The 10,674-nt window shown below is 52.0% G+C and carries 9 protein-coding genes and 2 pseudogenes; 6 read left to right on the top strand and 5 right to left on the bottom strand.

What is annotated here, in order from left to right; genetic code table 11:
• From ACN0TS_RS10855 to ACN0TS_RS10845, 3 genes and pseudogenes are all read left to right on the top strand, one after another.
• Positions 1–963: pseudogene (locus tag ACN0TS_RS10855) on the top strand (hypothetical protein); the annotation flags it as partial.
• Positions 956–1,306: a hypothetical protein gene (locus ACN0TS_RS10850; RefSeq protein ID WP_417259370.1), complete on the top strand. Its 351-nt coding sequence runs from the start codon at positions 956–958 to the stop codon at positions 1,304–1,306. The pseudogene ACN0TS_RS10855 and the gene ACN0TS_RS10850, both read left to right, overlap by 8 nt.
• Before the next feature lie 20 nt (positions 1,307–1,326).
• Positions 1,327–2,001, top strand: a pseudogene (locus tag ACN0TS_RS10845) (IS6 family transposase).
• A 201-nt stretch (positions 2,002–2,202) separates the two neighbouring features.
• On the opposite strand, the gene ACN0TS_RS10840 reads toward ACN0TS_RS10845, so the two are convergent.
• Positions 2,203–2,394 (bottom strand): hypothetical protein, encoded by a 192-nt coding sequence (locus ACN0TS_RS10840; protein WP_417259369.1) that lies wholly within the window; start codon positions 2,392–2,394, stop codon positions 2,203–2,205.
• Positions 2,395–2,847: 453 nt separating this feature from the next.
• On the opposite strand from ACN0TS_RS10840, the gene ACN0TS_RS10835 reads away from it, so the two are divergent.
• A complete protein-coding gene (locus tag ACN0TS_RS10835; protein WP_417259368.1) occupies positions 2,848–3,282 on the top strand; it encodes a thermonuclease family protein in 435 nt (144 codons plus the stop codon).
• 660 nt (positions 3,283–3,942) lie between these two features.
• Here the strand turns inward: ACN0TS_RS10835 and ACN0TS_RS10830 are convergent.
• The 3 genes from ACN0TS_RS10830 to ACN0TS_RS10820 all read right to left on the bottom strand — a co-directional run bounded on the left by ACN0TS_RS10830 (position 3,943) and on the right by ACN0TS_RS10820 (position 7,707).
• Entirely contained in the window at positions 3,943–5,712 is a 1,770-nt protein-coding gene (locus ACN0TS_RS10830; RefSeq protein ID WP_417259378.1) for a histidine kinase N-terminal 7TM domain-containing protein, read from the bottom strand.
• A gap of 297 nt (positions 5,713–6,009) precedes the next feature.
• Positions 6,010–6,954 carry a response regulator gene (locus tag ACN0TS_RS10825; protein ID WP_417259367.1) on the bottom strand — a complete coding sequence of 315 codons (945 nt, stop codon included), beginning with the start codon at positions 6,952–6,954 and terminating at the stop codon, positions 6,010–6,012.
• A gap of 369 nt (positions 6,955–7,323) precedes the next feature.
• Complete coding sequence (locus tag ACN0TS_RS10820; protein WP_417259366.1) at positions 7,324–7,707, bottom strand: response regulator; 384 nt, start codon at positions 7,705–7,707, stop codon at positions 7,324–7,326.
• A gap of 334 nt (positions 7,708–8,041) precedes the next feature.
• On the opposite strand from ACN0TS_RS10820, the gene ACN0TS_RS10815 reads away from it, so the two are divergent.
• Together ACN0TS_RS10815 and ACN0TS_RS10810 are read left to right on the top strand one after the other, a co-directional pair.
• Positions 8,042–9,022 carry a response regulator gene (locus tag ACN0TS_RS10815; RefSeq protein ID WP_417259365.1) on the top strand — a complete coding sequence of 327 codons (981 nt, stop codon included), beginning with the start codon at positions 8,042–8,044 and terminating at the stop codon, positions 9,020–9,022.
• 68 nt (positions 9,023–9,090) lie between these two features.
• Positions 9,091–9,450, top strand: a complete 360-nt coding sequence (locus tag ACN0TS_RS10810; RefSeq protein WP_417259364.1) for an Hpt domain-containing protein — start codon at positions 9,091–9,093, stop codon at positions 9,448–9,450.
• Positions 9,451–9,531: 81 nt separating this feature from the next.
• On the opposite strand, the gene ACN0TS_RS10805 is transcribed toward ACN0TS_RS10810, so the two are convergent.
• On the bottom strand, positions 9,532–10,524 hold the full coding sequence (locus ACN0TS_RS10805) for a sensor histidine kinase (RefSeq protein WP_417259363.1): 993 nt from the start codon (positions 10,522–10,524) through the stop codon (positions 9,532–9,534).
• Between the last annotated feature and the right edge of the window lie 150 nt (positions 10,525–10,674).

The following is a 10,674-nucleotide window of genomic DNA, read 5'->3' as shown; positions in this document are numbered from 1 at the left end:
GCGACGCTTTTGGCGCAGGGCAAACCGATTGAAGCAGATGGAAAGGTATATGGCATGGCCGAAGAACAGCATTCGTTTGATGAGGTCGTGGATGCCTTTCACGACAAGATCAACCAAGCCGAACGCATTGTTGCGGATGCCCCTGTGGAGCGGCGTGCGGCGCTCGAGCATGAGCTGAACGACATCTATCGTTCACTATCGCATCTCAGTCCTATGGGGGCGCAGTCCCACACCTTGCTCGAAGACGCGTCCCAAAGTGGGATCTATTCGGCCGCGAACATTCAGACCGAGGCCCAAGGTGCCCTGCAAGATCCGGCGCTTGCTGAACGTCTTGAACAGGCTTTGAAAGGCACCGGCATAGACGCGCAAGAGGTGACGCGCCGCGTTGAAATCGGTGCGGGCAATGCCGCGCTCGAGCGGCAATGGCTTGGACAGGATCTGAAGGCGATTGCCGAGAAGGAGGGCTTTGACTTGTCGCGCGCCGATGAGCTCGAGAAGGCGATCGACCGCCTCGACCAGGTGCATAGTGATCTGGGCCGTGTGTTGGCCGAGGCGCACGTTCTCAAAGACAGTGGGGCGGTGGAGGGCGAGCGGCAGGAAGCCATAGTCGACCGGCTGCCGCCAACCATTGCAGATATCCTGAGCCGCATGAGGGACAACCCGACCGAAAATCCTTTCCGCAGCGACTTGGAGTGCGAGACCTTGCGCTCCGAGCTGGAGGAACTGGTCGGTGAAGAGCAGGCACCCGACTTGGCGATTGGCGATGAGACCACGCTGGAGGAGCATATCGAAGATCGCCTGGACCGGCTCTATGCGGCCAAGGCCTATCTGCAGAGCGATGCCGTGCTGGCGAACAGTATGGCGATGGAGCATGTCCTCGATGAAATCGCCAATGAGGAAATAGACCTCCAACGCGAGCGGCACGTCGATGCAGATGGTGAAAAGGGCGTGACGCATGGGTAAGGCGCGGATCGCACTCGGCGTCATCAGCTTTGCTCTTCTCGGTGCAGTGTTGGGGTATGTTCTGGCGTCGGCCTTTCTAACATTCCGCTGGTTCGGTGTCTGGACGGATATCGATTTCCTGATGCTGGCGCGCAGCTATGGGGGTCTCCGAATGACCCATCCGGCCGATATGCAGATCGTTTACTTGATCGTCGGGGTCAGCACCAGTGCCGGTGTTTTGCTCAGTGCGGTATTGATGAACGATGCGCTGACCAAATTCGGTGAAACCCACTGGCAGCAGATGTCCGAGATGAAGCGGAACGGTGTTGTCACATTAACGGGCCTGAAGTTGCTTGATTGCTGATCTGGGCGTAGGCAGTGTCGATGCACACAAAGAAAATCAGCTACCAGCGTCACCGCTTTCCACCTCAGATTATTGCACATGTTGTCTGGCTCTACGCCCGGTTTAACTTGAGTCTGCGCGAGGTCGAGGAACTGATGTTGGTAAGGGGCGTGGGCATCTCATATGAAACGATCCGGCGCTGGACCGTCAAGTTCGTCCCTCTGATTGCCCATGTTCTGCGGCGGCAGCCGCGCCCTGATGATGTCTGGCATCTGGACGAGGTCGTTGTGAAGATCGCGGGTCGGACATACTGGCTATGGCGCGCAGTCGATCAACACAGCGTCGTTCTTGAGGAAATCCTGCAATCGAAGAGTGACAAGCGTGCGGCGTTGCGACTTTTGATCAATCTGATGAAACGTTGGAGCTTTGTGCCCAAACGGATCATTACGGACAAATTTCGATCCTATGGCGCCGTAAAACGCGAGGTCGCGCCCGGTCTTGATCATTGGTCCCACAGGGGTCTCAATAACCGGGCAGAGAACAGCCATTAGCCTTTCCGAAAACGAGAGCGAGCAATGCAGGGCTTCCGGTCGCCGGGTGGATTGCAGCGTTTCGTCTCCATGCAGTCCGCAACCCGAAACCGTTTCTCTGTCCCAGCCCGCCGTCGCTCCGCCCTCACCATCCGATACCACCGTCTTAAAGAGTTCGACGCATGAAAATCCGCTGCAAACGTCGCTTGAGATACCGTCGAAACCAAAAACTAACGAAGGCGCGACTTAACGTGACAATACCCGTGGCTATTCAGTTATCGAACAGAGCTCAATCCGTTCTTAGAAAATCTTCAACGCCAGAGTTAGGTAGGAAATTCAGAGGTTACTCCCTGCGGGGGAGGCTCGAGGCGCGGCTATGTATGCCAATTAGAAATTCTCGTCGTCGCCTTCAGCTGAGCGTGCGGATATAAACCAAGCAACAACCCCTGCGCCGACTACAGTAACTAAATACGTGACAACACCTGCATAGGGTTTGATCCCGACCGCATAGCCCGCCATCAGTGCCATCAGTACGATGCCTGCGATCATGGCAATGCTTAAATAAAATCTAGGGCTCATGGGCGTCTCCGTTACTGTTCAATAACCTTTCAGACAAAGGTTAACAAAAGGTTTAAAAAGCTTTTATGCATGAGTGTCATTTAAGCCTTCATGGGCGTGGCCCACGTGTCTCATTGAGAAAATATCAGGATTGCGTGGCTTGTCCGTCGGTGCGCAGTTGGGAAGCATCCAGCGCCTTGAAGATCGGGTGTCTAATTTAATTTTACCATTGCCCCAAGCAACGAAGGTCGAGCGCGAAAAGCTTGGAAAGATCGTGGATAATATCAACCTTAGGTTCGGCTCGGATACCGTGTCGTTTGGCCATTCGAAGCCACACGACGGGTTCTTTGAAAAAGGGTAACATCACGGACTGTCTTGGCGATCTGAGATATGGCATGGGTTGACCGCGCGGATAAAGCTCACTGTTTTTAAAAAGCATTCCGGCGGCGCATCTTTGAGCTAAGGGACCTCACATTGAAACGGCTCAACATGAAATTCATCTATGGCTTTGCAATGATCCTGCTACTTGTCCCGTCAGTTGCGGATGCCAGAGATCGTGTCATCGAAGGGCGTGTTACTAAAGTACGGGACGTAGATACGATCGTTGTTTCTGGGACGCCAGTACGTTTGAACGGCTTGGATGGTCCGGAGGCATCAACGCGCGCAGGAAAAAACGCTGCTGTTTTTATGCGACGGTTGGTCGGCGGGCAAACACTGATTTGCGAATTAAATGGGGACCGAACCTATGATCGTTGGGTCGGAGTTTGTTTTCTTGCTGGTCAGGATATCGCTGCAATCGCAGTAAGCCAAGGGTATGCTTTGGACTGTACGCGGTATTCTGGAGGGAGATACAGGAAATTCGAGACTCCCGCTGCGAAGTCCAAAATTCGGCGGGCGAGTTATTGTTAACAGGGCACTGAGAGAGGCCGCAATCCCCTCGCTGTGGCACAGCACCGAGATGCTTTTTTCAATCCGCGTCGCCGCCCAATTGCTCGTTTGGAAGCTCTGTCCATTCGGTTTGATGATAGTGGTGGTTCATTTTGTCTTCTTTTGTGTCTGCTGCGTTAACGCTCCGTTAACCTTTACCAAGCTAGGTTGGCATGGAAATAATGGAAAAGCGAGATGGATAAGAAGCAGACAGTTGCTCAGAGCTGTTTAGATCAGCTGGAGGAAGCCTTACTCGAATACGTTGAAAAGTATGGACCAACTGATAAAGCTAAACGCGCTATCCGTCTAAGGGCGATTTCGAGAGCGGATTGTCGAAACGACCTATCCTGAATGTCTGACGTCAGCGCTTATGGGTCCAAACAGCCGTATTTGTTAAAAGAGTATTCTTGGCTCATCGTAACCACGGAGGAGTGGGACATGAGACAGACAACTGGAATACGCAAACGCCCTAGCGAGAAGTTCGTCAAAGATATTAAGCGTGCCACGCGCAAGCGTTAATCATCGGAATAGAAGGTCAGGATCGTCTTGGACAGGTTGGATACATCTTAGTACGCTTTCCGAATTTTCTGGACCACTTCAGAATCGACTTGCACATCGGCGGAGAGCGGAGCGCGTGAAACCTCAGTCCTTGTCAACCGTTGAAGCGATCGGGAAAGTGGCAAAAAATGTCGTTTTGTGACCTTCCTCACTTTCGTATGAGATATCCCCCGACATCTTGTTGGCCAGATTTCTTGAAATATGTAGGCCGAGGCCGGACCCTTGGGTGTAGCTTTCAATCTTGTCGTTCACCTGCTCAAAACGACCAAAGACCTGACTTTCCATGCCGGCAGGAATCCCGAGACCAGAGTTTGTGATCGACAGTGCGGCCTGTCCGTTTGATGCTGTGACCGATCCCTCCACAACGCCTTTCTCTATTGAGAACTTGATGGCGTTCGAGAGGAGGTTGTCGATGATCTGACGGATGGCAAAATCGTCTCCGATGACGACGGCGTCCCGATCCACATCTTTCAGGGCAAGCTTGATGCCGCGCTCAGTTGCGAACATCTTGTTTTCTTCAAGGCTCTCTTCGAGGAGTTGAGCAAGCTTGACCGGCTTGCTCCCCAGCTTCAGCGCATTGACGTTGATTTTCTGGGTCAGCAGGATATTGTCGATCAGCCGCGTCAGCCGTAGGCCATTGCGATGCGCGATTTTGAGAAGTGACAGAATAGGATCGTTGACATCTCCTAGGCGGCCGCTCAGGGCAAGGGACAAGCCGCCTGTGAGTGAGGTCAAAGGCGTGCGCAACTCGTGGCTGACGACAGAGATGAACTCGTCTTTCGCACGGCTGGCCTCGTCGGCCCGTTGCAGCGCTTCTTCCAGAGCCGCACTCACGGCGATCCTGTCGGTGATGTCGACAAAGGTGATGCTCCAGCCCAGTATGGTTTTCACTGGATCGAGCGGGCTTTCGATTTCTTGGATACGGGGTTCGTAGATCCTGCCTTCGAAGCAGAGTTGATCGGGACACCTTGAGGGTGTCATGTTCTTGATGTTCGCGATTAACTCTGTGATGGCACTGCCCGACTTTTGATTAAGCCCACTTTTTTTGGCCGCCGCATTCATCTGCATGATATTTTGAAAACGGTCGATCATTATGACCGGCTCTGTCATCGTGTTGAATAGGGCGGACTGGCCCACAAAAGCCATATCCATGGTTTTGTTTGTCAGGAGCATCCAAGTGAAAATGATGATGCCCAGCGTGAACATAAAGGAGGTTGGGTCGAGCCCGAAGATGGTAAATCCGAAGACAACATAGGCCGCATTCGCTGTCATTGGCGTCATGGTTATTGCCATGAGCGTGGCCAGCAAAGGCCAAGCCGTCCTTTTCGCGCGCTTAAATGCCTTGCCGAGGCACCAAACGGTTGGGATCACAAAGGCGTAGAGGATGGAGACAATGACATAAAACCCGGGACCGTGAACATACTGGATATGGTCCTCGCCCGGAAGGATACGGGTCGCATCTGTATAGACGAGACTGTGCCACGGGTTTGTGGCCGCAAATGCGAAGATCCCCAAAGGGATCAAGGTCAGAGCCGCGAAGACGATGCGTTTTCTGAGCCATGCGGCATGATCGACATAGGCGAAGACAAAGAAACACCACGCGATTGGCACCATCGCATTGCCCAGCCATGCCAGAATTGCCCACTGGAACTGACAGTCGAAATCTGTGGATGCAGATTCAAAACCGACCGAAAGCAAGGTCCAGATCAAGGCCCCGAAAGTATGGGCGTAATAGAACTTACCGTGGAACTTTTGGAGCTTTAACGTTGTGAACAAGCCTAAAGCCGCGACAGCACAGACCCCGCAAACAGACCAAAAAACCGGATTTGCGGGGACACCCTCCAAGCACGTCATCATTGTTTCCCCGCGGGTCCTTGTTTTGAAAATTCATCATCTGGTTCTGCCGATGTTAGACAGAACTGCGATGTTTGAACACTTAAAACACGAAACTTGAAGTTATTGATCCCGTTTAACGGTAGTTCTGTGATGAATTTAGAGCAATTTTCAGGTCGTCCTGTGCGCTGTCGGGATAGAACGCGCAGATATCTTGCCAAGAGCGTGTCCGCGTGAGCCTTGGAGGCTCCATCGCAAGACGTGCCTGCGCTGGTTTTGTTTGTGATTGAAAGGTGGAGGAAGGCGGCAGTCTTGCACTTACGCAGAACTTTTGCCGACTTGAGCACGCCTGCCGAGTTGCACGAGCGCGCGATTAAAGGTTTTGCGCACCCTTTGGTTGCGGTGGGAGGCCGGGCGGAAAGGGCGACCAATCTTCACGGTGACATCACTGCCAATATCCATTGCACGCACAGCCTCGGACGCCGCGAGAATTTCGTTTAAGCATTTCCCGATATTCTGCCAGTCCTCAAGCGCGTCGCTGGAACTGATAAACAGGAACGCGCCGGAGCCAAAATAAGTATTCAGAAGCCGACGCCCCTTGACTGTCGCGCTGATCCCTTCCGAAACCTCGACCAATATCTTCAAAACTTCGAGCGGTGAGAGGGTGGAAAATAGCCGGTGGAACGAATTGATCTGCACCGCAAAGACAACGCTTTGACCAACCTTCTTGCGATTGAGTTGCGACAGGTAATTGCCGAAGGAGAAAGGGTCTGTGTGTTGCTCAACATCGGTGATGCGAATGGGAGTCTCCATAGTAAACTCCAGCGCTTTGCTGTTTTCGAATGTTGGGTCAGTGAGAATTTCGCGGGCCACCGTCAGACAATCATCGCGCATTTTGCGCTGCGCAATTCTCAGGCGCGGCTGGATGTCTTTCACATCGAAGGGCTTGGTGATGTAATCCGTCGCACCGGCGGCAAAGGCCCCCTCGATATCCGAAAGGCCGGACTTTCGCGTGAGCATGACGATTGCAGTGGTCTTGTAATCGGGAAGTTTTCGGATGGACCGGCATAGTTCGATCCCGTCCATTTCCGGCATTTCGATGTCGAGCATGAGCATCTCGAAAAGCTCGTCTTCATGATGGAGAATATCCAGCGCCGCAGGACCGGAGGCCGCGACCACAACCTCGTTGGTTTTGTCCTGCCGCAGCACCGTGTGAACCAAATCACGAATGAGCGGGTCATCGTCAACAATTAGTATTCGCATAATTTCCCTCTGCTAAGGTTATAATTTTACTCAATTTTTGCGCGAGTGCGCATTGGTTGAGGTAAAAGCTATAGTTCAATCGTGGCAAAATTATGGTTAATTGCAACTTAAGATTGTTGCCAGCAGATTTGCGTTCTCTCGCGGTGAAAAAGCGCTGATAGCGTTTTTCGGGAGGCAAGCCACATTTGGAAAGTTCTGCACGAAGAAGGGATTCTACGATGAGAAAAAAATCATTAAGTTTTTGAAATGTATATAATGTCGCATGTCATTGACTGGTGTCGCATCCTCCCGTCCGAAAGGTCTTCGCACAACCCATGCCGACGTCTCAGCGCTCTGCACGGATTCAACTTTTCCGTGAAAAAGGCATGCCTATGCGATGCTGGCCCAGATGGCGCGGAGCTGGTCCGGAAGTTCCATCGGTTCAAAGGGCTTTATAATGACGTCCAGCGCACCATTCTCTTTCAGGTGCGTGAAATCCGACTTAGATGTCTTGGCGGTCACATAGATGATTGGCACATCCTTATAAGCATCGATTTCTCTAAGCCTCTCATATGTCTCGATCCCGTCCATGACCGGCATCATGACATCAAGCAAAATCATGTCAGGCGCGTCGTCCGGTAGGTTTTCTAAGGCGATGTCCCCCCCTGCGAACTGAATGACGTCAAACCCGCCTACGAGTTCCAGAGACATGCGTGTGATTTCACGAATGTCGGGGTCATCTTCTATGTGAATGATGCGGCGTAATTCAGTCATATCATTTCAGTACACCTTTCGCTTGCTTCAAACAAGCACACGTCAGAGTGGAATCGCAGAATCGCTATTTGTCCGTTGAATGGCACTATTTATCGTCTTTTCTTATCTTTGAGTGCCATGATGGCATAGAAATTCTGCGAGGTACGCCAAAATTATCAAAATTATGTCAAATTAAATTTATGATTTAAGTCAGTGATTTGAATGCCTTTTCCGGTCGTTTCTTTTCTCTTTTTCTCCCGAACTTAATTCTGCCGTAATTCGGCCCGTTTTTGTGACAACTTTACCGATAGTTCTAAAGCAATAGGGCTGTTTTCCTGAGGCTTTGGAGGCTGATATGGCAATACTGGTGGTTGATGATGATCGAAATATCCGGTCTCTGATTGAAGAGATTCTCCGGAGTGATGGTTACGAAGACATTCAATGTGCGGAAAGTGGCCGCGAGGCGCTTGAGCTTATCGTCGCAGGTGATGAGAGATTCTCGACCATATTTCTCGACATTCAAATGCCGGAAATGGACGGGATCGAGCTTTGCGGTCATATCCGTGCGCTTCCCGAATATCGCCAGACACCGATAATCATGTTGACCTCCATGAAGGATAAGGCCCATGTCGACGCCGCCTTCATGCAGGGTGCCACCGATTATATGACCAAACCCATCGATATCACCGAGATGCACGCGCGGTTGCGTGTAGCGCAGATGTTGTTCGAGGAACAAACACAGGTGCAAGAGGCGAAAAATCGCGAGGCAGATTTGCGCCTCGGACTGCAAGCTAGCGCGCATCCTACTTCTTACACACAGTTCGAATTTTCAGACCCTGTGATCATTTACGACGTTCCCCGGGTCATCGGCAGCATGGAAATGGAGAATTATCTCCACCGTATGTCCCATGTTCAGCGGTTCATGTTCAGCGCCGTCGCGTTTCAGATCGACCGGCCTGAGCGACTTTTCTCCCTGAGTTCGCCCGCTGAATTTTATGACATTCTGACGGATGTTGCTGAGGCTGTTTTTGAAAACACCCGCCAATATGACCCGATGATTTCCTATGCCGGAGAGGGCAAGTTTATCGCAATTCTTCCGCGCACAGCTCATTTGGATCGCGACGAGCTTGAGGCCGAGCTGACCCTGACCTTGCGCGAGTTCGGTCTGATCGGTGGAGAAACCGTCCCGATGGATGTCACGGTCTTTGTCGGTGACGTGGTCAAAATGTCGATGTTTGCCTCTACGCCGCAAAAAATGTTTAATCGGGCTCTTATGAGCGTGTCCAAAGAACGGAACACTTCCAGACGAGCGCACGTGAATACGATGTTCGCTTAATGCACCGAAATATGCACGAGGATGTTGCGTGGGGGCGGGCAGGCATTGTGTGCAAAGGATTGCGAGATATGACGACCCAGAATTTTGCCGGCTCCGAACTTCCGCCCGCTCTTCAGAAAGCAATCGAAGATACTCGTCTGCGCTTCATTGACACTGTCTGCGAGCGACTACCTGAAGTCGAAACCCTTCACATCGAAATCCTGCGCAATCCTGCTGACGTGGAGGCGCTTAAAAAGCTGTCTTTCATCGTTCACCGGCTTAGCGGTATTGCCGCAACGGTGGGGTATCCTGAACTTGGGTCCACTGCGGCGGAGATCGAGGGCATCCTAGCGCAATTTGATCAATCTGCGGACGTCAAAGACATTTTAACAGGTCAGGTCGAGGCGCTTCTGGATCAGATGGAAGATGCGATTATTGACGCCAGCTAAGCCTGCGCGACAATCGCCGTTCATGGGGCTGCCCGCCAGATTATTGCAAGAAGGTCATTCACATCCGGCTTGCCAAAGGCTTTAAGTCAGAAGGGCTTTCGGTAATGTGACGCAGAACGTCGTGCCTTTGCCCGCATCAGAGACAAATGACACGTTCCCGTCCATCGTTTCGGCCAGCGTCTTGACGATGTTCAAGCCCAGTCCCGAACTGCCGATGGATTTCGCGTTGAGCCATTGGCTGCGTGTGAATTTATCGAAGAGCCGGTCCTGTATCTCCGCAGGAATGCCGCTGCCATTGTCTTTCACCAGAATTTCGATTTTGTCCCCGGCGGTTTCCGCCCAGAATTCGACATGCTGACCTTTCTGGGAGGCTTTCACGGCATTGGAAATCAGGTTGGTGACGATCTTGATCAGATGCGAGGGCACAACACTTACCGCAAGCGTATCGTCAACTGACTTCAAGCGTATCTCGACGCCGTGATAGGTGCCATAGCCTTGTAAAGAGGTCGCAATGTTGCTGAGGATAGGGGCAAGCGCCGTAACCGCGCGCTTGCCAGTTTTCTTTGTCTGTGTCTGCTCGTTGGAATCCAGCATGTCCTGAATCAATTCGAGCATCCGGTCACAGTTTGAATGTGCGATTTTCAGAAGTGCTGTGGCCTTGTCGCTCAAAGGCCCAACGACCTTCGGCTGCAGCATCTCCAGCGCGCCCTTGATGCTGGTAAGCGGTGTGCGCAGCTCATGGGTGATGACGGAATTTACATCCTGCGCAAATTGCTTTTGTTTCGTCAGCTTCGCTTCTAATCTGAGAAAGGTGATGTAGAACGGCACGCCGTTTTGATCGGATGATGTGTAAATGTTTCCGATGATCGTGTCTGTCACGCAACGAGGCTGGGTGCTGAATTCGGCATGTCCGGAACTCTGGAGTGTACCGAGGAGTTTTTCCTTCTCCTCATTCGATCCGAAAAGCTCACTGTTGTATAGTTTTTTAAGGGCGCTCTCGATGTGGTGTTCGCCCAGTAAGTTCACCGCGGCGGCATTCATATATATCGGATGATCCAAATCGCCCTTGAACATGAGAACCGGCGTCGGCATCGCAGCACAAAGGTCTTCGGGTGAGGGTATGGGGTGTTGAGACGCCAAAGTCGGGGCGCCATCCGGGTTGAAATCACTGTTTGATTGGTTCATATGTCGATACCCCAAAAGCACTTAATACGGACTGGTCAA

Source organism: Celeribacter sp. (assembly GCF_048266405.1).
In the GTDB taxonomy this organism is placed as follows: Bacteria; Pseudomonadota; Alphaproteobacteria; order Rhodobacterales; family Rhodobacteraceae; genus Celeribacter.
This window is presented reverse-complemented; position numbering and strand designations above follow the sequence as displayed.

Coding starts and splice junctions, on each gene's coding strand:
- ACN0TS_RS10825 (WP_417259367.1), bottom strand. CDS start 6,954: ATGCGAATACTAATTGTTGACGATGACCCGCTCATTCGTGATTTGGTT.
- ACN0TS_RS10850 (WP_417259370.1), top strand. CDS start 956: ATGGGTAAGGCGCGGATCGCACTCGGCGTCATCAGCTTTGCTCTTCTC.
- ACN0TS_RS10840 (WP_417259369.1), bottom strand. CDS start 2,394: ATGAGCCCTAGATTTTATTTAAGCATTGCCATGATCGCAGGCATCGTA.
- ACN0TS_RS10820 (WP_417259366.1), bottom strand. CDS start 7,707: ATGACTGAATTACGCCGCATCATTCACATAGAAGATGACCCCGACATT.
- ACN0TS_RS10810 (WP_417259364.1), top strand. CDS start 9,091: ATGACGACCCAGAATTTTGCCGGCTCCGAACTTCCGCCCGCTCTTCAG.
- ACN0TS_RS10805 (WP_417259363.1), bottom strand. CDS start 10,524: ATGTTCAAGGGCGATTTGGATCATCCGATATATATGAATGCCGCCGCG.
- ACN0TS_RS10815 (WP_417259365.1), top strand. CDS start 8,042: ATGGCAATACTGGTGGTTGATGATGATCGAAATATCCGGTCTCTGATT.
- ACN0TS_RS10830 (WP_417259378.1), bottom strand. CDS start 5,712: ATGACGTGCTTGGAGGGTGTCCCCGCAAATCCGGTTTTTTGGTCTGTT.